Origin of the sequence: Pseudomonas sp. 25 R 14, assembly GCF_900004755.1 — a bacterium.
GTDB classification, from domain to species: domain Bacteria; phylum Pseudomonadota; class Gammaproteobacteria; order Pseudomonadales; family Pseudomonadaceae; genus Aquipseudomonas; species Aquipseudomonas brenneri.
The window spans coordinates 56,016-77,199 of record NZ_CVTS01000010.1 but is presented as its reverse complement, the minus strand read 5'-3'; the positions used below and the strand labels follow the sequence as shown (position 1 = coordinate 77,199).

Sequence of the window (21,184 nt, the reverse complement as noted above, 5' to 3'; positions counted from 1 at the left end):
CTCCCACATTTGAATGTATTCGCAAATCAAACTGTGGGAGCAGGCTTGCCCGCGATGAGGCCTTGAAACCCAACACAAAACCCCCAGGCATAAAAAAGCCCCGAACCAGTCGGGGCTTTTTCATTTAGCGCTGATGCTTAGCGTGGGAACGCAGGCGGGTTGACCCCAGCCATGTCTTCCATCACGCGTACCACCTGGCAGCTGTAACCGAACTCGTTGTCGTACCAGACGTACAGAACAACGCGGTTATCCTGGGTGATGGTCGCTTCAGCATCCACCACACCGGCGTGGCGTGAGCCAACGAAGTCGGTCGATACCACTTCCTGGGAATTGACGAAGTCGATTTGCTTATGCAGATCGGAGTGCAGCGCCATGTAGCGCAGATACTCGTTCATCTCTTCACGGGTGGCGGCTTTCTCAAGGTTGAGGTTGAGAATGGCCATCGACACGTTCGGCGTTGGCACACGGATCGCGTTACCGGTCAACTTGCCGGCCAGCTCAGGCAGGGCCTTGGCAGCAGCGGTGGCCGCACCGGTCTCGGTGATGACCATGTTCAGCGCGGCGCTACGGCCACGGCGATCGCCCTTGTGGAAGTTGTCGATCAGGTTCTGGTCGTTGGTGTACGAGTGAACGGTTTCGACGTGGCCGTTGATGATGCCGAACTTGTCATTCACTGCCTTGAGCACCGGCACGATGGCGTTGGTGGTGCAGGAAGCGGCGGACACGATCTTGTCGTCAGCGGTGATTTCGTTGTGGTTGATGCCGTGAACGATGTTCTTCAGCTTGCCCTTGCCAGGCGCGGTCAACACAACGCGGTCGATACCCGGGCAGGCCAAATGCTGGCCCAGGCCGTCGGCATCACGCCATACACCGGTGTTGTCCACCAGCAATGCGTTCTGGATGCCGTACTGGGTGTAATCCACCTCAGTCGGGTTCTTCGCGTAGATCACCTGGATCAGGTTACCGTTGGCGGTGATGGTGTTGTTTTCTTCGTCGATGGTGATGGTGCCATTGAACGAACCGTGTACCGAGTCGCGGCGCAAGAGGCTGGCGCGCTTGGTCAGGTCGTTCTCGGCGCCTTTGCGCACGACAATGGCCCGCAGGCGCAGGCCGTCGCCACCGCCGGTTTTTTCGATCAGGATGCGCGCCAGCAGGCGGCCGATACGACCGAAGCCGTACAACACAACGTCGGTGCCTTTGCGGGCCGCAGCGTTTTGCTGGCCAACCACGTCGGCCATTTCTTCACGGACGAACTGCTCGGCAGTACGGCCATTGCCTTCGTTGCGGAATTTATAGGCCAACTTGCCCAGGTCCACCGAAGCCGCGCCGAGCTTGAGCTCGCTCATGGCTTTAAGCAGAGGGAATGTTTCGTGGACGGAGAGTTCGCTATCGTCGGCAGAACGATGGCGAGCAAAGCGATGAGCCTTGAGAATCGCGATGACTGATTGGTTGATCAGGCTGCGGCCATAGATCGAGCTCACCACATTGTTATTGCGGTACAGCTGACCGATAAGCGGAATCATCGCTTCAGCGAGTGCTTCACGGTCGATCCATTCACCAAGACACTGGTCGGGCTTCTGAGTCACGGGAACCTTCCACATGTAGGGGCAGAAAAAAGGGGCTACATTATGCCGCCCGACCGCCCTCGGAGCAATGCGCGCCACGCAACAAAAGCCCTTGCAAATAATTTTCGCCGCGCTACAGCCCAGTAAATACGCGGCTTCCAGCGTACCCCTCAGGGAAAGACCCGGGCGACTTGTCCGTAACCCTCCGAAACATCCATGCATTTTTGCACTACATATCGAGTCAAAACCGCGCATTGTTTGTCTTAGCCACTACATTTCCTACAAACCGTAATAGGCACAGTCAGCAACTGACAGGCGGCACTCCGGGCCGTTACAATTACCGACTTTGTCGCAACGCTGGAGCTCAACCTTCCGTGCCCGTCCTGCGTCTACCGCTACTCCCTGCCGAGGCAGGTAAACAGCATTGGGGCAATCTGCCCGGTGCCGCCCTGAGCCTGGCCATTGCCGAGGCTGCCAGTGCAGCCAAGCGCTTTACCCTGCTACTGACCGCCGACAGCCAAAGTGCCGAACGGCTGGAGCAGGAGCTGAGCTTCTTCGCCCCCGATTTGCCGGTGCTGCATTTCCCGGACTGGGAAACCCTGCCCTACGACTTGTTCTCGCCGCACCAGGACATCATCTCCCAGCGCATCGCCAGCCTGTACCGCTTGCCGGAACTGGCCCACGGCGTGCTGGTGGTGCCGATCACCACCGCCCTGCACCGCCTGGCGCCGACCAAGTTCCTGCTCGGCAGCAGCCTGGTGCTGGATATCGGCCAGAAGCTCGATGTGGAGCAAATGCGCACCCGCCTGGAAGCCAGCGGCTATCGCTGCGTCGATACGGTGTACGAGCATGGTGAGTTCGCGGTGCGCGGTGCGCTGATCGACCTGTTCCCGATGGGCAGCAAACTGCCCTACCGCATCGACCTGTTCGACGACGAAATCGAGACCCTGCGCACCTTCGACCCGGAAAACCAGCGGTCCATCGACAAGGTGCAGTCGATCAAGCTGCTGCCGGCCCGGGAGTTCCCCCTGCAAAAAGACGCGGTCACACGCTTCAAGGCGCGCTTTCGCGAACGCTTTGACGTGGACTTCCGCCGTTGCCCGATCTTCCAGGACTTGAGCAGCGGGATTACCCCCGCCGGTATCGAGTACTACCTGCCGCTGTTCTTCGATGAAACCTCGACCCTGTTCGATTACCTGCCCCAGGACACCCAGGTGTTCTCGCTGCCAGGCATCGAACAGGCAGCGGAAAACTTCTGGAACGATGTGCGTAACCGTTATGAAGAGCGCCGCGTCGATCCATCCCGGCCTTTATTGCCGCCTGCCGAGCTGTTCCTGCCGGTAGAAGACTGCTTCGCCCGCCTCAAGAACTGGCCGCGCGTGGTCGCCAGCCAACAGGATGTAGAAGCCGGTGTCGGTCGCGAACGCTTCCCCGCCCAGGCCCTGCCGAACCTGGCCATCGAAGCCAAGGCCACCCAACCACTACAAGCGCTGTCCGACTTCCTCGGCGACTTCCCGGGCCGCGTGCTGTTTACCGCCGAATCCGCCGGGCGCCGCGAAGTGCTGCTGGAGTTGCTGGAACGCCTGAAGCTGCGGCCAAAAACCGTCGACAGCTGGCCGGACTTCGTGGCCGGCAAGGACCGCCTGGCGATCACCATTGCCCCGCTCAACGAAGGCTTGCAACTGGATGATCCGGCCCTGGCGCTGATTGCCGAGAGCCCGCTGTTCGGCCAACGCGTGATGCAGCGCCGGCGCCGGGAAAAACGTGCAGATGCCAACAACGACGCGGTGATCAAGAACCTCACCGAACTGCGCGAAGGCGCACCGGTGGTGCATATCGACCACGGTGTGGGGCGCTACCTGGGCCTGCAGACCCTGGAGATCGACAACCAAGCCGCTGAATTCCTCACTATGGAATACGCCGAGGGCGCCAAGCTCTACGTGCCCGTGGCCAACCTGCACCTGATCGCACGCTACACCGGCAGCGACGACGCCCTCGCGCCGTTGCACCGCCTGGGCTCCGAGACCTGGCAGAAAGCCAAGCGCAAGGCCGCCGAACAGGTGCGCGACGTGGCCGCCGAACTGCTGGACATCTATGCCCGTCGTGCAGCCCGCGAAGGTTATGCGTTCGCCGACCCGAAGGCCGACTACGCCACCTTCAGCGCCGGCTTCGCCTTCGAAGAAACCCCGGACCAGCAAACCACCATCGATGCGGTGCGCGCCGACATGCTCGCACCCAAGCCCATGGACCGCCTGGTCTGTGGCGATGTGGGCTTCGGCAAGACCGAAGTGGCGATGCGCGCCGCGTTTATCGCGGTGCATGGCGGCCGCCAGGTGGCGATCCTGGTGCCGACCACCCTGCTCGCCCAGCAGCACTACAACAGCTTCCGCGACCGCTTTGCCGACTGGCCGGTGACCGTGGAGGTGATGAGCCGCTTCAAGTCGGCCAAGGAAGTGAATGCCGCTGTCGCCGATCTGGCCGAAGGCAAGATCGACATCGTCATCGGCACCCACAAACTGCTGTCGGACGACGTGAAAATCAAGAACCTGGGCCTGGTGATCATCGACGAAGAACACCGCTTTGGCGTGCGCCAGAAGGAGCAGCTCAAGGCCTTGCGCAGCGAGGTCGACATCCTCACCCTGACCGCCACGCCGATCCCACGCACACTGAACATGGCGGTGTCGGGCATGCGCGACCTGTCGATCATCGCCACGCCGCCGGCGCGACGCCTGTCGGTGCGCACGTTCGTCATGGAGCAGAACAACAGCACGATCAAAGAGGCCCTGCTGCGCGAGCTGCTGCGCGGCGGCCAGGTCTACTACCTGCACAACGATGTGAAAACCATCGAGAAATGCGCCGCCGACCTCGCCGAACTGGTGCCGGAAGCGCGGATCGGCATCGGCCACGGGCAGATGCGCGAGCGCGAACTCGAACAGGTGATGAGCGACTTCTACCACAAGCGCTTCAACGTGCTGATCGCCTCGACCATCATCGAGACCGGCATTGACGTGCCGAGCGCCAACACCATCATTATCGAGCGTGCCGACAAGTTCGGCCTGGCGCAGTTGCACCAACTGCGTGGCCGGGTCGGGCGCAGTCACCACCAGGCCTATGCCTACCTGCTGACGCCACCGCGCCAGCAGATTACCGGTGACGCCGAAAAACGCCTGGAAGCCATCGCCAACACCCAGGACCTGGGCGCGGGCTTTGTGCTGGCCACCAACGACCTGGAAATCCGTGGCGCCGGTGAACTGCTGGGCGACGGCCAGAGCGGGCAGATCCAGGCCGTAGGCTTCACCCTCTATATGGAGATGCTGGAGCGCGCGGTGAAGGCCATCCGCAAAGGCGAGCAGCCGAACCTCGACCAACCACTGGGCGGCGGCCCGGAAATCAACCTGCGTTTGCCGGCGTTGATTCCCGAGGACTACCTGCCAGACGTGCATGCGCGGCTGATCCTGTACAAGCGCATCGCCTCGGCCACCGACGAAGAAGGCCTCAAGGACCTGCAAGTGGAGATGATCGACCGCTTCGGCCTGTTGCCGGAACCGACCAAGAACCTGGTGCGCCTGACCCTGCTCAAGTTGCAGGCCGAGCAACTGGGGATCAAGAAGGTCGACGCCGGCCCTCAAGGCGGGCGTATCGAGTTCGAAGCGCAGACGCCGGTGGACCCATTGGTGTTGATCAAGTTGATCCAGGGCCAGCCCAACCGCTACAAATTCGAAGGCGCCACGCTGTTCAAATTCATGGTGCCGATGGAACGTGCAGAAGAGCGCTTTAATACACTGGAGGCGCTGTTTGAACGCCTCATCCCGAAATCTGCTTGAAGGACGCCCCATGCGCCTGTTTCGTATCCTGAGCCTGTTGTTGGTGGTAGTCGCACCTTCGGCGTTTGCCGACAGCCTCTACCAGGTGGAAATGATCCTCGTCCGCCAGAATGCGGAACCCCAGCTCAACAGCCGGCCCGCCCCGGAAAACTGGGCTGTCGACGCGCGCCAGGGCATCGAGAAAATCAGCCCGCCACGCCTGAACAATATCGTCGAGAAACTCCAGGCCAGTGGCGACTACACCGTGCTGCTGCACAAGGCCTGGGAACAGAACCTGGGCGAACAGGCGGTCAAGCTGAAGATCACCGACGGCCAGGAACAGTTCGGCCAGTTCCCCATCCAGGGCACCCTGGACCTGCAACTGGGGCGCTTCACCCGGATTGATGCGAGCTTCTGGCTCAACCAGTTCGACAGCAACGGCAGCGTGATTGCCAGTGAACACCTGAGCCAGCCGGACGTACGCACCAAGAACAACCAACTCAACTACCTGGACGGCGGCCACCTGGCCCTACTGGTCAAGATCACCTCCCTCACCGCCAAACCACCGAGCGCACCACCGCCCGGCCTGGCGGACTGATCCAGTACCATGTCCCTGCCGTCGCCGCTGACCAAACCCCTGGCGCCTTCCTGGGCCAACCGCTTCAAGGAGCAAAGCCTGGAGCGCGGCCGGCGCTACGCCCTGGAAAACCGCGTACGCATCGTCGAGTCAGGCGACAGCACCATCATCGCCAGCTGCGAAGGCTCAGGCGGCAATGTCTACCGCCAGACCATCTCCCTGCGCGAATCGGCCAAAGGCACCTTGATCCTGGTGGACAGCCGCTGCACCTGCCCCGTGCACACCAACTGCAAACACATTGCCGCAGTACTTCTGCAGGTTCAGGAAACCCTGGCCTTTCCGGCAGCGGCCAAGGACGCCGAGCTGCTGGAGAAGCTCCAGGCCGTGCTGGATAACCGCGTAGTGCTGCCACAAGTGGTGCTCGAAGACGTGCAGCCGATCCCGCGCCTGTGGCTGGCCAGCATCGAGTTCAGCGCCTTTGAGCCGCGCAACGGCAAGATGCAGCGCTACATCCAGCACCGCGCGGCGCTGTCGTTCAACTACCTGGGCAACTACGTCAGCGGCCAGAAAAATGCCGACATCGTAGTCCGCCAGGAAACCCAGAGCCTGCGGATCAAGCGCCATCCCGAGATCGAGCAACAGTATCGCGAACAATTGCGCCTGCTCGGTTTCAAGATCGCCACCCGCCAGAGCAAGGCCTTGCCGGAAAGCGCCGGCGAGCTGTTTGAGATGGTCAATGACAGCGCCTGGCTGAACTTCACCCTCAACGCCTCGCCCACCCTGCGCGCCGAGGGTTGGGAGTTGCAGATCGATGAGGACTTCGGCTTCGACCTGAGCCCCGTCGATGACTGGTACGCCAGCGTCGATGAAGTGCCGGAGCGCGACTGGTTCGACCTGGAGCTGGGGATTATCGTCAATGGCGAACGCCTGAGCCTGCTGCCGATCCTGTTGAACCTGATGCGCTCCCACACCGAAATCCTCAACCCGGAAAAGCTCGCGCGCCGCCGCGACGACGAACTGATCCTGGTGAACATCCCCGGTTTGCCCAATGGCGGCCACGGCCCACTGCAGGTGGCGCTGCCCTATGGCCGGCTCAAACCGGTGCTGGCAACCCTCGGCGAGTTCTACCTGCAAGAGCCCGGCAGCACCGCCTTGCGCTTGGCCAAGGCCGACGCCATTCGCCTCAACTCGCTAGAAGACCTGCCCCTGCAATGGGAAGGCGGCGAACTTATCCGCAACTTTGCCCAACGCCTGCGGGATATCAAGGACTTCACCTGCACGGCGCCCGAGGGCCTGAACGCGACATTGCGCCCGTATCAGCTCGAAGGTCTGAGCTGGATGCAGTCCCTGCGCCAATTGGAAGTGGGCGGGATTCTCGCAGACGACATGGGCCTGGGCAAAACCCTGCAGACCCTGGCGCATATTCTCAGCGAGAAAATCGCCGGGCGCCTGGACCGACCGTGCATGGTGGTGATGCCGACCAGCCTGATCCCCAACTGGCTCGACGAAGCGGCGCACTTCACCCCGCAGCTCAAGGTCCTGGCGCTGTACGGAGCCGCACGCAAGAAGCACTTCGCACAATTGCAGGATTACGACCTGCTGCTGACCACCTATGCCCTGCTGCCCAAGGACATCGAGCAACTGGCCGCGCAGCCGCTGCATGTGCTGATCCTCGACGAAGCCCAATACATCAAGAACCCCACCAGCAAGGCCGCCCAGGCCGCCCGCGAGCTGAATGCACGCCAGCGCCTGTGCCTGAGCGGCACGCCGCTGGAAAATCACCTGGGCGAGCTGTGGTCGCTGTTCCACTTCCTGCTGCCGGGTTGGCTGGGTGATGTTAAGAGCTTCAACCGTGATTACCGCGTGCCCATCGAAAAACGCGGCAGCGAGGTGCGATTGCAGCACCTCAACGGCCGGATAAAACCGTTCCTGCTGCGCCGCACCAAGGAACAGGTGGCCACCGAGCTGCCGCCCAAGACCGAGATCATCCACTGGGTCGATCTCAATGAAGCCCAGCGTGACGTGTACGAAACCATGCGCCTGGCCATGGACAAGAAGGTCCGCGACGAGATCACCCGCAAGGGCGTGGCCCGCAGCCAGATCATCATTCTTGAAGCGCTGCTCAAGCTGCGCCAGGTCTGTTGTGACCTGCGCCTGGTCAACGATGCCACCCTGCCCGCACGCGGCAGCAGCTCGGGCAAGCTCGACAGCCTGATGGAGATGCTTGATGAGCTGTTTGCCGAAGGGCGCAGGATTCTGCTGTTTTCCCAGTTCACCTCAATGCTCAGCCTGATTGAGATCGAGCTGAAAAAACGCGGAGTCGCCTATGCCTTGCTGACCGGCCAGACCCGCGACCGCCGCACGCCGGTCAAGGACTTCCAAAGTGGCAAGTTGCAGATCTTCCTCATCAGCCTCAAGGCCGGTGGCGTCGGGCTTAACCTGACCGAAGCCGACACCGTGATCCACTACGACCCGTGGTGGAACCCGGCCACGGAAAACCAGGCCACCGACCGCGCCTATCGCATCGGCCAGGAAAAACCGGTGTTTGTGTACAAGATGATTGCGCGCGGTACCGTGGAAGAGAAGATCCAGGCGTTGCAGCAGGAAAAGTCAGACCTGGCGGCGGGCGTGCTGGATGGACGCACCACTGGCGACTGGAAGTTGGGCAACGAGGATATCGAGGCGCTGTTTGCGCCGCTGCCCAATAAGCAAGAGAAGCGCTGACTGTTAGGCCCCTATCGCAGGCAAGCCACACATTTTGATCTGTGAATACATTCAAATGTGGGAGCTGGCTTGCCTGCGATAGGCGCACCTCAATCCTATTCGATCAACTGAGCATCCCGAAGCGCGCCGAGCGCCGCCAACCAACGTGGGTTCTGCTTATAGTCAGTCGAGGCAATCGCCTGCCCACGCATACGGGCAATCCGCGCCGACGGCGTGACCTTCATGCGCTGGGCTGCACTCAGGGCCAGCTCGGCGGCCGCACGGTCATTGCACACCAGACCCATATCGCAACCTGCGCTCAAAGCGGCCTCGATACGGCTCGCCGCATCCCCCACCACATGAGCACCGGCCATGGACAGGTCATCACTGAAAATCACCCCATCGAACTGCAACTCACCGCGCAGGATGTCTTGCAACCAGCGGCGCGAGAAACCTGCCGGCTGGTTATCGACCTGCGGGTAGATCACATGCGCAGGCATCACAGCAGCCAACTGCTTGCTCAGGCGTGCGAACGGCACCAGGTCATGGGCGCGAATCTGTTCCAGGCTGCGTTCGTCATTGGGAATGGCGACGTGGGAGTCTGCCTCGGCCCAGCCGTGGCCCGGGAAATGCTTGCCAGTGGCAGCCATGCCGGCGCTGTTCATGCCCCGGATAAAGGCCCCGGCCAGCAACGCGGCGCGCTCTGGATCGCCTTCGAACGAGCGCGTGCCTACGACGGCGCTGCGCTGGTAGTCGAGGTCCAGCACCGGGGCGAAGCTCAGGTCCAGGCCAACAGCCAGTACTTCCGTGGCCATGACCCAGCCGCACTGCTCGGCCAGGTATTCGGCATTGGGATTGTCCGCCAGGGCGCGCATGGCCGGCAGACGCACAAAGCCCTGGCGCAGGCGCTGCACTCGCCCGCCTTCCTGATCGACAGCCAGCAGCAGGTCCGGGCGTACCGCGCGAATAGCCGCGCTCAACTCCCGCACTTGCCGTGGATGTTCAATGTTGCGCGCAAAAATGATCAGGCCGCCCACTTCAGGCTGGCGCAACAAGTGACGATCTTCAGCCGTCAGCCAGGTGCCGGCGACGTCCACCATCAAAGAGCCTTGCAGGGCAGCAGTCATAATTTTTCCTTGAATGACGCGCGCACCCCGTCACCTTGCCAGGCTTGACCTGGCAAGGTGACGGGGTGCGGGTAACTGTTTGAAATCGGCATGGGCGGCTAGCTTAGCGGATGCAAGCGGTGGCGCCCAGACGCCAGTGGTTAAACCTTGGCAGGCACGGGCACAGACTTGCTGCGGGGGCGCAACTGCGCGGCCACCATGGCCGGGTCGGTGACACCGCTTTCGGCACGCATGCCGGCTGCCAGGAAAGGCACCATCAGGCGCATCACCTGCTCGATGGAGGTATTGACCCCGAAATCCGTCTCGGCAATGGCGCGCAAGGCCTTGATCCCCGACATGCTGAATGCCGCAGCACCGAGCATGAAGTGCACGCGCCAGAACAATTCGATAGGGGGAATACGCGGGGCCGCCTCGTTGACCAGCAACATATAACGACGGAATACCTTGCCGTACATGTCCTCAAGGTAACGTCGCAAGTGGCCCTGGCTCTGACTGAAAGCCAAGCCCAGCAGGCGCATGAAGATCGACAGGTCGTTGCCACTGCGCGGTTGTACCACCAGGGCCTGTTCGACGAGGATTTCCAGCAGGTCTTCCAGGCTTGGCTTATTGTCAGGCTTGGCCTGGCGCCGCTCCAGCTCACGGTCGAGGCTGATACAGAACGGCCCGAGGAAGCGTGAGAACACCGCCTGGATCAAAGCCTTTTTCGAGCCGAAATGATAGTTCACTGCCGCCAGGTTGACCCCGGCCTTGCTGGTGATCAGCCGCAATGAAGTTTCAGCAAATCCTTTTTCCGCGAACAACTGCTCGGCAGCATCGAGAATGCGTTCAACGGTTTCCGACTGGGCCATGGCTACTCCGCCTGACAAACACTTGTTTGAAACATACGTTTCACCTTGTGCAATGTCAAGCCTGCAGGTCCGTTTTCCGGCCGGGCAGTCACCCGATTCGCACCTATTTAATCACATCTTCAACGGCCTGTTGGCAGCGCTATCCCAAGGCTTTGCAAGGACCGACGGATGACCGTCCGGCGGAGTCGGCAAAAACGATGATTGCCAAGCGCAGTTCACTGTATATAATCCCAGTCACTGTATAAAAAGACAGAGCGATCAACATGCTAAAACTGACGCCACGCCAAGCTGAGATTCTCGCTTTTATCAAGCGCTGCCTCGACGACAACGGCTATCCGCCGACCCGGGCTGAAATCGCCCTGGAGCTGGGGTTCAAATCCCCCAACGCTGCCGAAGAACACCTGAAGGCCCTTGCCCGCAAGGGCGCGATCGAAATGACCCCTGGTGCATCGCGCGGCATTCGTATCCCTGGCTTTGAGGCCAAGGCTGACGAATCGACCCTGCCGATCATCGGCCGGGTCGCTGCCGGTGCGCCGATTCTTGCACAACAGCACGTCGAAGAGTCCTGCAATATCAACCCGACCTTCTTCCATCCTCGCGCCGACTACCTGCTGCGGGTCCATGGCATGAGCATGAAGGACGTGGGCATCTTCGACGGCGACCTGCTGGCCGTCCACACCACCCGCGAAGCGCGCAACGGCCAGATCGTCGTGGCCCGCATCGGCGATGAAGTGACGGTCAAGCGCTTCAAGCGCGAAGGCAGCAAAGTCTGGCTGCTGGCAGAAAACCCCGAGTTTTCGCCGATTGAAGTCAACCTGAAGGATCAGGACCTGGTGATCGAAGGCTTGAGTGTCGGCGTTATTCGCCGCTAACGGAGGCATCATGCAGTTCCCACACGTGCAACAACACACACAACTGCCGCTGTTTGAGGCCTTTCTGGCCCAGCCACTTGCACCTATCCTCAACGAGACGGTGCAGTCCCCATGGACCGCCACCGCTGAACCTGAGGTATTCAGTGAATTGTCGTTGCGCGGCGCTGCCGGGAACTGCCTGAGCCTGCTGGCCCCCATTCTTCGCAACCTGAGCGAAGAACAGGATGCCCGCTGGCTGACCCTGATCGCCCCGCCCTCCAGCCTGACCCAGGCCTGGTTGCGGGATGCGGGCCTGAACCGTGAACGCATCCTGCTGCTGCAACCACGCGGCACCCAGAGCGCCCAGCAACTGACCTGTGAAGCGCTGCGCCTCGGACGCAGCCACACGGTGGTCAGTTGGCTGAATCCACTGGGCGCTTCGGCCAAGCAGCAGTTGATCAGTGCAGCGCGTACGGGCGATGCACAGAGCTTGAATATTCGTTTGGGATAAGCCCGAGCCTGACGCGCAACGCGTTATCGGGAGTGGTACAGGTCGTCCGATTGCAGCCTGACGTCAGGTCAGTGCCTGCGATGGACGCTAGGCTTCTACAGAATTGAGAAGCCGATTGAGCATTTGAATCTTAAAAACGACAAGCGGACTCAGTGAAGAATCCGTGGACCGTCGTCTTTCTCCGGTTCGCCCTCAGCCAGGCGCCCCGCCATCTGCACACCAACGCTCAGCATGGCTTTTGCCACTTCCACGTGTTGGCCTTGCAGGAATGCCTTGGCGTCCTCGGAAAAATCCAAAGTCACCAGAGAACCCTCGTCCTCAGCCCTGCGCAGCTCAATTCGGCCGTCGGGCAGTTCAACAATTTCCAGAAAGGACGTTGGCATAAAAATCTGTTCTCCACGAAAGGCCAGCATTATATCAGTCATAAGCAGAGCCTCGCTCAGGATCTGAACAGCTTTCTGTACAGCTGGATGAATGGTCTGTAGCGCCTCATTACCCTGCCAACGCTATCCGGCTCAGCACTCGTTCAACCCATCCCGAAAGCGTATCGCCAGTTTTTTCAGTTCCTGGCGCCAGCTCTCCAACTCGGCCCGGCTCAGTGGCTCGGGGCCTTCCTCTTCCAGGCTGACCGCAACGATCAACGGTTGGGTCACATCGCCCTTGGGCTTGTGCGGCACACGCGGCGGCTGAAACATCGCCGAATGCGCAGCCAGCAAACGTGCCAGCCAACTGTCAGGGCTGCGAGCCATCTCCACCAGCTCAGCCAACTCAGGAATGGCCAGCGACTCCAGCACCTCACGGGTCAGGATATCCTCGGCCCGCGGCGCATGCGCCTGGGGCAAACGATAGAAGCCGGCAATTTCATGGCACAGACCCAACAAGGCGCCATACAGATGGAACAACGCCGACTCTCGCCCCGCCTGGACCAGCGCGATAGCGTTCATCTCCTTTCCTTCCTCGGCACGGCCAAGGGCGTCCAGGGACAAACCCGCGAAGTAAATTTTCTGGTTGGTACGGGTATAGAGTTCGTTGGCCATGACGGCAGTCTCCACAACGACATAAGTATGATACGGCCTGTAGGAGCGAGCTTGCTCGCGAAAAACCTGAGAGCACCGCAGTGCACCAGGTTTATCGCGTCATCGTTAACGACCTTCGCGAGCAAGCTCGCGCCTACAGATCAAGCGCCCTGGCGCTTGTCCTCGACCTTCCACTTGCCGCCGTCGTAGAACGCTTTCCAACCCGTAGGCTTGCCGTCTACTTCGGTCTGCACGTACTGCTCCTTGGTCTTGCGGCTGTAGCGGATCACGGCCGGACGACCGTCGGGATCCTTCTTCGGCGCTTCACACAGGAAGTGGTACTTCGGGTCGATCTCGTCCTTGTGCGGCACGATCTCCATCACCAGGGGTGCACGAGTCTCGCGGTTTTTCGGGAACTGGCTGGCCGCCAGGAACAAGCCCGAAGCGCCATCACGCAGGATATAGGTGTCGTTGACCTTCTCGCACTTGAGCTCAGGCATCTTCACCGGGTCCATCTTCGGCGGCGCCGCGTCACCGCTTTTCAGCAGTTTGCGGGTGTTCTTGCAGGTCGCATTGGTACAACCGAAGAACTTGCCGAAACGGCCGGTCTTGAGCTGCATCTCGCTGCCGCACTTGTCGCACTCCAGGCTCGGGCCTTCGTAGCCCTTGATGCGGTAGGTGCCCTCTTCGATCTCGTAGCCGTTGCAATCCGGGTTGTTACCGCAGATGTGCAACTTGCGCTTCTCATCCAGCAGATAAGCATCCATCGCGGTGCTGCAGATCGGGCAACGGTGCTTGCCACGCAGTACCAGCGACTCGGACTCACCCTCGTCATCGGCAGCGATTTCATCGCCTGGCACCAAGTTGACGGTGGCCTTGCAGCGCTCTTTAGGCGGCAGGCTATAACCCGAACAACCGAGGAACACACCGGTAGACGCAGTGCGGATCTGCATCGGCCGACCGCAAGTGGTGCACGGGATATCCGTCATCACCGGCTGGTTGGCGCGCATACCGTGTTCCGGGCTCTCGGCTACTTCGAGTTTCTTCTTGAAGTCGCCATAGAACTCGTCGAGTACATTCTTCCAGTCCCGCTCGCCCTGGGCCACGTCATCGAGGTTCTCTTCCATGCCGGCGGTAAAGCCGTAGTCCATCAGGTTGGAGAAACTCTCGGACAGACGCTCGGTGACGATATCGCCCATCTTTTCCGAATAGAAACGACGGTTATGCAGGGCCACGTAGCCACGGTCCTGGATGGTGGAAATGATCGCCGCGTAGGTCGAAGGACGACCAATGCCACGTTTTTCCATCTCTTTTACCAGGCTGGCTTCCGAATAACGCGCAGGCGGCTTGGTGAAATGCTGGGACGGATCAAGCTTGATCAGCTTCATCACATCGCCCTGGGCCATGTCTGGCAGCACGTCATCATCGCCGGGCTTGGCGATTTGCGGCATCACACGGGTGTAGCCGTCGAACTTGAGGATACGCCCCTTGGCACGCAGCTCGAAGTCCCCGGCACCCACGGTGACGGTGGTGGACAGGTATTGCGCCGGCAGCATCTGGCAGGCCAGGAACTGGCGCCAGATCAGCTCGTAGAGGCGCTCAGCGTCGCGCTCCATGCCCGTGAGCTTGCTTGGCTCGGTATTGGCGTCAGACGGACGAATCGCTTCGTGAGCCTCTTGTGCGCCTTCCTTGCTGCTGTAGACGTTTGGCTTCTCCGGCAGGTACTTCTTGCCGAATTCGCTTTCAATATAAGTGCGCGCCATCGCCACCGCGTCTTGCGACAGGTTGGTGGAGTCGGTACGCATATACGTGATGTAGCCCGCTTCGTACAAACGCTGGGCCATCATCATCGTCTTCTTCACCCCGAAGCCCAGGCGGTTGCTCGCGGCCTGTTGCAGGGTGGAGGTGATGAACGGCGCCGACGGCTTGCTGCTGGTCGGTTTGTCTTCGCGCTTGACGATGCTGTAGCTGGAAGCCTTGAGCTTCTCCAGCGCAGCTATGGCCTGGGCTTCGTTAAGCGGCTTGAAGGCCTCGCCTTTCTCGCGGGCCACGTCAAAGCGCACGGTCGCGCCCTTGGCGGTGCCGAGGTCGGCGTGGACTTCCCAGTATTCTTCAGGGATGAACGCACGGATCTCGCGCTCGCGCTCCACTACCAGCTTCACCGCGACCGATTGCACACGTCCGGCGGACAGGCCACGGGCGATCTTCGCCCACAACAGTGGCGAGACCATGTAGCCGACGACGCGGTCGAGGAAGCGCCGCGCCTGCTGGGCATTGACGCGGTCAATGTCCAGCTCACCCGGCTTGGAGAAGGCTTCCTGGATCGCCTTCTTGGTAATTTCGTTGAACACCACGCGCTTGTAGCGGCTGTCGTCCCCACCGATGGCTTCGCGCAGGTGCCAGGCAATGGCTTCCCCTTCGCGGTCCAAGTCCGTTGCGAGATAGATGGTGTCGGCATCCTTGGCGAGCCGGCGCAGCTCCTCGATGACCTTTTCCTTGCCCGGAAGGATCTCGTACTTGGCCTTCCAGCCATGATCCGGGTCCACACCCATGCGCGAGACCAGCTGCTTGCGCGCCTTCTCTTTAGGCGAGAGCACCGGACCTTCGCCCGCAGCCGCCTTGCCGCGCTTGGCAGCAGGCTCCTTGCTGGCGCTAGCCGAACCGCTGGTGGGCAGGTCTCGGATATGGCCGATACTCGACTTCACCACGTACTCGTTACCCAAGTACTTGTTGATGGTCTTGGCCTTAGCCGGGGATTCCACAATGACCAGCGATTTGCCCATGGATCGGAAAATTCCTGAATTCGAGAAGAGAAAGGCGGTTGGCGCCTGACGCGGCAACGCTATATATAGTGGCAACACAGTGAGGTCAAGCGCAGCATTCTGCGCAACCGGCCGTTATTGCCCTGAAAAAAGGCTGGGTTCGACCTGCACCAAAGCAAAGCGCGGGACCTGCTCGCCGTCAACTTCGACGGTTTCCAGGAACATGCTCAAGGGGCGCACCCAAAAGCCGTAATCGCCATACAGTGCTTGGTAAAACACCACTTCTTCTTCGGTCTCGGAGTGCCGCGCCACATTAAAAACGCGGTACTGGGGACCTTTATAATGCTGGTAGAGCCCTGGTTCGACTTTCATGCTCTGGCCCTCTTACAAAATTTATTAAAAAAAAATTAAAAATTCCAAAAAACAAAAACCGGGGCACTGGGCCCCGGCTTCCGTCAACTCAACGCTTAGACGCGTTCGAAGACGGTGGAAATGCCTTGGCCGAGACCAATGCACATGGTTGCAACCCCAAGGTTGCCGCCATTTTGCTTCATCACGTTAAGCAAAGTGCCGGAAATACGTGCACCGGAGCAACCGAATGGGTGGCCCAGGGCAATCGCACCGCCGTGCAGGTTAACCTTCTCGTTCATCTTGTCGAGTACTTTCAGATCTTTCAGCACGGGCAGGGCCTGTGCGGCGAAAGCTTCGTTGAGCTCGAAGAAGTCGATGTCGGAGATGCTCAGACCTGCGCGCTTCAAGGCTTTTTGTGTGGCCGGTACTGGACCATAGCCCATGATCGCCGGGTCCACACCCGCCACGGCCATGGAACGGATCACTGCCAGAGGCTGGATCCCCAGGTCCTGGGCGCGCTGGGCCGACATCACGATCATGCACGAGGCACCATCGGTGATCTGCGACGAAGTACCGGCAGTCACGGTGCCGCCCTTTGGATTGAATGCCGGCTTCAAGGCTGCCAGGCTTTCCAGGGTGGTATCCGGACGAATGGTTTCGTCGTAGTCAAACAGCTTCAGGAAACCGTTCTCGTCGTAGCCGTTCATCGGGATGATCTCATCCTTGAACTTGCCTTCCAGGGTTGCCTTGTGGGCGAGCTGGTGCGAGCGCAGGCCAAAAGCGTCCTGGGCTTCACGGGTAATGCCGTGCATCTTGCCAAGCATTTCCGCAGTCAGGCCCATCATGCCCGAGGCTTTTGCCGCGTACAGCGACATATGCGGGTTTGGATCGACGCCGTGCATCATGCTGACGTGGCCCATGTGCTCCACGCCGCCGACCACGAACACATCACCGTTGCCGGTCATGATCGCCTGGGCGGCAGTGTGCAGTGCGCTCATGGACGAACCACACAGGCGGCTGACGGTCTGGCCGGCAGCAGTATGCGGGATCTGGGTCATCAGGGACGCCATGCGGGCGATGTTCCAGCCCTGCTCCAGGGTCTGGTTCACACAGCCCCAGATCACGTCCTCGACTTCGTTCGGGTCGACCTTGACGTTGCGCTCCAGCAGCTTGCTGATCAGGTGCGCCGACATGTCTTCGGCACGGGTGTTGCGGTGCATGCCGCCCTTGGAGCGGCCCATCGGAGTACGACCGAAGTCGACAATCACGACGTCTCTTGGATTCAAGCTCATAAATATTCTCGCTCTAGTCGTTTGGGCGCTTAACCGAAGAAGCTCTGGCCGTTCTTGGCCATCTCGCGCAGCTTCGCAGTCGGGTGGTACAGCGGGCCCAGATCAGCGTACTGATCAGCCAGGGCAACGAACTCGGCCACACCGATAGAGTCGATGTAACGCAGCGCACCGCCACGGAATGGAGGGAAACCAATACCGTACACCAGGCCCATATCGGCTTCGGCGGCGGTTTCAACGATGCCGTCTTCCAGGCAACGCACGGTTTCCAGGCACAGGGCGATCATCATCCAGTTGATGATGTCCTCGTCGGACACTTCACGCTGTTCGTAGACGATCGGAGCCAGCACTTCGTGAACCGATGGATCGGCAACTTTCTTCTGCTTGCCCTTCTTGTCGGTCTCGTAGGCGTAGAAACCCTTGCCATTCTTCTGGCCCAGGCGCTTGGCCTCGTAGAGCGCATCAACGGCCGAACGACGGTCGTCTTTCATGCGGTCCGGGAAGCCTTCAGCCATGACGTCGCGACCGTGGTGGCCGGTGTCGATGCCGACCACGTCCATCAGGTACGCCGGGCCCATTGGCCAGCCGAATTTTTCCATGACCTTGTCGATACGCACAAAGTCCACGCCAGCGCTGACCAGCTTGGCGAAACCGCCGAAGTACGGGAACAGCACGCGGTTGACCAAGAAGCCCGGGCAGTCGTTGACGACGATCGGGTTCTTGCCCATTTTCTTGGCGTAGGCAACGGTGGTGGCAACGGCCAGCTCGCTGGACTTCTCGCCACGGATCACTTCCACCAGCGGCATCATGTGCACCGGGTTGAAGAAGTGCATGCCGACGAAGTTTTCCGGACGCTTGAGGGCCTTGGCCAGCAAGGTGATGGAAATGGTCGAGGTGTTGGACGCCAGGATGGTGTCGTCCTTGACCTGGGCTTCAACTTCCGCCAGGACCGCTTGCTTGACCTTCGGGTTCTCGACAACCGCTTCGACCACCAGGTCGACGTGGCCGAAATCGCCGTAGGACAGCGTAGGACGAATGCCGTTGAGCACTTCAGCCATCTTCGCAGCCGTCATGCGACCTTTATCAACGCGGCCAACCAGCAGCTTGGCGGCTTCTGCCAGGCCTTGCTCGATACCGTGCTCGTTGATGTCTTTCATCAGGATCGGCGTGCCTTTGGACGCCGACTGATAGGCAATACCGCCACCCATGATACCGGCGCCGAGTACAGCGGCCTGTTTCACGTCCTTGGCGATTTCGTCGTAGGCCTTGGCCTTTTTCTTCAGTTCCTGATCGTTCAGGAACAGGCCGATCAGGCTCTGTGCAGCAGACGTCTTGGCCAGTTTGACGAAGCCGGCGGCTTCGATCTCCAGGGCCTTGTCGCGACCGAAGTTCGCGGCTTTCTGGATGGTCTTGATCGCTTCGACCGGGGCCGGGTAGTTAGGACCCGCTTGACCGGCGACGAAACCCTTGGCGGTTTCGAACGACATCATTTGTTCGATGGCGTTGAGCTTGAGTTTTTCCAGCTTCGGCTGACGCTTGGCCTTGTAGTCAAATTCGCCGCTGATGGCGCCCTTGATCAGGTTCAGTGCAGCTTCTGCGAGTTTGTCCGGAGCAACCACGGCATCGACTGCGCCCACTTTCAGCGCGTCTTCAGCACGGTTTTCCTTGCCGGCGGCAATCCACTCGATGGCGTTGTCGGCACCGATGATACGCGGCAGGCGCACGGTACCGCCGAAGCCTGGGTAGATGCCCAGCTTGACTTCCGGCAGGCCGATTTTCGCGCTGGAGGCCATGACGCGGAAGTCCGCGGCCAGGCACATTTCCAGACCGCCGCCCAGGGCGATGCCATTGATCGCGGCAACGGTCGGCACGTTGAGGTCTTCGAAATCGCTGAAAATCTTGTTGGCTTCGAGGTTGCCAGCCACAAGCTCGGCATCGGGCAGCTTGAAGTTGTCGACGAATTCGGTGATGTCAGCGCCGACGATGAACACGTCCTTGCCGCTGGAGACGATCACACCTTTGATCGATGCATCAGCCTTGATGGTGTCTACGGCCTGACGCAGTTCGTTCAGGGTTAGACGGTTGAACTTGTTGACGGACTCACCCTTGAGGTCGAATTTCAATTCGACGATGCCACTTTCAAGAGCCTTAACCGTGATGGCTTTACCTTCGTAAATCATCAACTGATCTCCACGATATGGAAGCTGAACAGTACACACTGGACGCTGGCCTCTGGTCGGGCATTGATCATTACGTCAATGCTTACGCCAATGCGCCAGGCACACCCGCCAATGCGATAGTCGGGATTATGTCTGAGATGTCTGACAGACAAACACTCAATTCATACGCCCGTTTGATTTGGGTACGCCACCTTCAGCCAATTTCCGACAATTGTCAATCGCTCGAAAGGGCCGCTAAAACGCGACTTTTCAGTCATTTCAGAACCGCCAAGGCGAATCAATGCGCAGGCATTCACATAATCAATAATACAAAAAGCTTAGAAAAGGCCTGTACAGCGGCGAATATCCGGCTAGGCTAGCCGCACGTTTGAACGCCTGTGCGAATGCGCGGCGTGATGAATTGAAGAATTACCGGCCTGCCTGGCCAACTCCAGCCCGATGATGATGTCGGGCTTTTTATTGCCTGTGATTTCGTCACTGTAGGAGCGAGCTTGCTCGCGAAGATCGTCAACGATAACGCGCTAAACCTGGTTTAACGCGGCGTGCTCAGGTTTTTCGTGAGCAAGCTCGCTCCTACAGTGGAACAGTGGAACGCTGTCAGGCCAGGGCCTTGAGCAAGGCATTGATGTCCTGCAAGACGCTCAATTCGCCCTTCTCCCCCCAATACAAGGCGATCATTTGCCCGTCGGCTTCGATTTTGTAGACGTTATCCGGCAGCTTTGCAAAATGCGGCAACAACTTCTCGTCGACGCAGATTTCCCGCCACTGATTGACCCACACCCCCGGCTCCAACTGCCAGTAACACCAGAGGGCCGGCTTACTGCTGCGCCGTGGCCGGCAGTACTGCGCACACGGGCTGGGCGGCTCCTGCTTGAGCCAGTGCGGCCATTCCTGGGGCGACAATTGCATCGCCAGGCCAATGCGGCGGGCCTCCATGCGCAGGGCCATGCGCCCGCTCTGGTGGCGCGAAGGTCGCAGCCATGCCAGGGGGCTCAACACCACCACAAGGATTGACACCACTATCCAGACCGTCATATGTGTACTCCCGAATTTCTAGATGAGCGGATTTGACCTGACGCAACCCCATCCGCTTGAAAGCAGCCATACTGAACTTATTGCAGTCCCCTGGAGGAACGCCTCATGACTTACGAACATATTCTGGTCGCCGTGGACCTGACCGAAGAGTGCGATCCGGTGATCAAGCGCGCCGTGGCCATCGCCGGCGATAGCGTCAAGCTGTCCCTGGTGCATATCGTCGAACCCATGGCCATGGCCTTTGGCGGCGATGTGCCGATGGACCTGTCGCAACTGCAACAGCAGCAGTTCGATCAGGCCAAGGAGCGCCTGGACCGGCTGATTGCCAAGTATCCCGCGTTGAAAAAAGACCAAAGCCACCTGACCTATGGCCAACCACGCCAGGAAATCCATCACCTGGCCAAAGAACAGAACTGCGACCTTATCGTCGTTGGCAGCCATGGGCGTCATGGCCTGGCGCTGCTGCTGGGCTCCACGGCCAATGATGTACTGCACGGCGCGCCGTGCGACGTACTGGCAGTGAAGCTGGTAAAGAGCTCGTAAGAACACTGCAAATCAAATGTAGG

General features: G+C 60.1%; 16 protein-coding genes and 1 pseudogene. 6 read left to right on the top strand and 11 right to left on the bottom strand.

The genetic code is table 11. The features are described from left to right. Nucleotides 1–137 precede the first annotated feature (137 nt). Nucleotides 138–1,601, bottom strand: a complete 1,464-nt coding sequence (locus BFQ03_RS01640; protein ID WP_032863305.1) for a glyceraldehyde-3-phosphate dehydrogenase — start codon at nucleotides 1,599–1,601, stop codon at nucleotides 138–140. Nucleotides 1,602–1,939: 338 nt separating this feature from the next. On the opposite strand from BFQ03_RS01640, the gene mfd reads away from it, so the two are divergent. The 3 genes from mfd to BFQ03_RS01625 are packed head-to-tail and all read left to right on the top strand — an operon-like array spanning nucleotide 1,940 to nucleotide 8,669. Continuing rightward, nucleotides 1,940–5,389, top strand: a complete 3,450-nt coding sequence (mfd, locus tag BFQ03_RS01635; protein WP_032863306.1) for a transcription-repair coupling factor — start codon at nucleotides 1,940–1,942, stop codon at nucleotides 5,387–5,389. A gap of 10 nt (nucleotides 5,390–5,399) precedes the next feature. Then, nucleotides 5,400–5,966 carry a CsiV family protein gene (locus BFQ03_RS01630; RefSeq protein WP_032863307.1) on the top strand — a complete coding sequence of 189 codons (567 nt, stop codon included), beginning with the start codon at nucleotides 5,400–5,402 and terminating at the stop codon, nucleotides 5,964–5,966. 9 nt (nucleotides 5,967–5,975) lie between these two features. Further along, nucleotides 5,976–8,669: a DEAD/DEAH box helicase gene (locus tag BFQ03_RS01625; RefSeq protein WP_065942366.1), complete on the top strand. Its 2,694-nt coding sequence runs from the start codon at nucleotides 5,976–5,978 to the stop codon at nucleotides 8,667–8,669. Nucleotides 8,670–8,764: 95 nt separating this feature from the next. Here the strand turns inward: BFQ03_RS01625 and nagZ are convergent, their stop codons facing one another. Next, nucleotides 8,765–9,775 (bottom strand): beta-N-acetylhexosaminidase, encoded by a 1,011-nt coding sequence (nagZ, locus tag BFQ03_RS01620; protein WP_065942365.1) that lies wholly within the window; start codon nucleotides 9,773–9,775, stop codon nucleotides 8,765–8,767. A gap of 140 nt (nucleotides 9,776–9,915) precedes the next feature. Further along, entirely contained in the window at nucleotides 9,916–10,623 is a 708-nt protein-coding gene (gene psrA / locus BFQ03_RS01615) for a transcriptional regulator PsrA (RefSeq protein ID WP_032863310.1), read from the bottom strand. A gap of 263 nt (nucleotides 10,624–10,886) precedes the next feature. Between psrA and lexA the strand changes: the two genes are divergently transcribed. Further along, the gene (gene lexA / locus BFQ03_RS01610; RefSeq protein ID WP_029300096.1) at nucleotides 10,887–11,495 is read left to right on the top strand and encodes a transcriptional repressor LexA; all 609 of its coding nucleotides are present in this window, start codon (nucleotides 10,887–10,889) and stop codon (nucleotides 11,493–11,495) included. Nucleotides 11,496–11,505: 10 nt separating this feature from the next. Beyond that, on the top strand, nucleotides 11,506–11,985 hold the full coding sequence (sulA, locus tag BFQ03_RS01605) for an SOS-induced cell division inhibitor SulA (protein WP_032863311.1): 480 nt from the start codon (nucleotides 11,506–11,508) through the stop codon (nucleotides 11,983–11,985). Between the two features lie 149 nt (nucleotides 11,986–12,134). Here sulA and BFQ03_RS01600 read toward each other — a convergent pair whose 3' ends face one another. The 8 genes and pseudogenes from BFQ03_RS01600 to BFQ03_RS01570 form a co-directional block, all read right to left on the bottom strand. Then, the gene (locus BFQ03_RS01600; protein WP_029300092.1) at nucleotides 12,135–12,368 is read right to left on the bottom strand and encodes a hypothetical protein; all 234 of its coding nucleotides are present in this window, start codon (nucleotides 12,366–12,368) and stop codon (nucleotides 12,135–12,137) included. Between the two features lie 132 nt (nucleotides 12,369–12,500). Then, entirely contained in the window at nucleotides 12,501–13,022 is a 522-nt protein-coding gene (locus BFQ03_RS01595; RefSeq protein WP_032863313.1) for a DUF6586 family protein, read from the bottom strand. Between the two features lie 20 nt (nucleotides 13,023–13,042). After that, nucleotides 13,043–13,147 (bottom strand): annotated as a pseudogene (locus BFQ03_RS30455) (outer membrane lipoprotein carrier protein LolA); the annotation flags it as partial. A 15-nt stretch (nucleotides 13,148–13,162) separates the two neighbouring features. Then, a complete protein-coding gene (gene topA, locus BFQ03_RS01590) occupies nucleotides 13,163–15,784 on the bottom strand; it encodes a type I DNA topoisomerase (RefSeq protein ID WP_065942364.1) in 2,622 nt (873 codons plus the stop codon). Nucleotides 15,785–15,898: 114 nt separating this feature from the next. Beyond that, the gene (locus BFQ03_RS01585) at nucleotides 15,899–16,135 is read right to left on the bottom strand and encodes a DUF1653 domain-containing protein (protein WP_017137419.1); all 237 of its coding nucleotides are present in this window, start codon (nucleotides 16,133–16,135) and stop codon (nucleotides 15,899–15,901) included. 95 nt (nucleotides 16,136–16,230) lie between these two features. After that, nucleotides 16,231–17,406 carry an acetyl-CoA C-acyltransferase FadA gene (gene fadA, locus BFQ03_RS01580; RefSeq protein ID WP_029300086.1) on the bottom strand — a complete coding sequence of 392 codons (1,176 nt, stop codon included), beginning with the start codon at nucleotides 17,404–17,406 and terminating at the stop codon, nucleotides 16,231–16,233. Between the two features lie 29 nt (nucleotides 17,407–17,435). Further along, nucleotides 17,436–19,583 (bottom strand): fatty acid oxidation complex subunit alpha FadB, encoded by a 2,148-nt coding sequence (fadB, locus tag BFQ03_RS01575; protein WP_032863316.1) that lies wholly within the window; start codon nucleotides 19,581–19,583, stop codon nucleotides 17,436–17,438. A 597-nt stretch (nucleotides 19,584–20,180) separates the two neighbouring features. Beyond that, a complete protein-coding gene (locus tag BFQ03_RS01570; RefSeq protein ID WP_032863317.1) occupies nucleotides 20,181–20,618 on the bottom strand; it encodes a hypothetical protein in 438 nt (145 codons plus the stop codon). A gap of 105 nt (nucleotides 20,619–20,723) precedes the next feature. Between BFQ03_RS01570 and BFQ03_RS01565 the strand changes: the two genes are divergently transcribed. Next, nucleotides 20,724–21,161: a universal stress protein gene (locus BFQ03_RS01565; protein ID WP_032863318.1), complete on the top strand. Its 438-nt coding sequence runs from the start codon at nucleotides 20,724–20,726 to the stop codon at nucleotides 21,159–21,161. Nucleotides 21,162–21,184 lie beyond the last annotated feature (23 nt).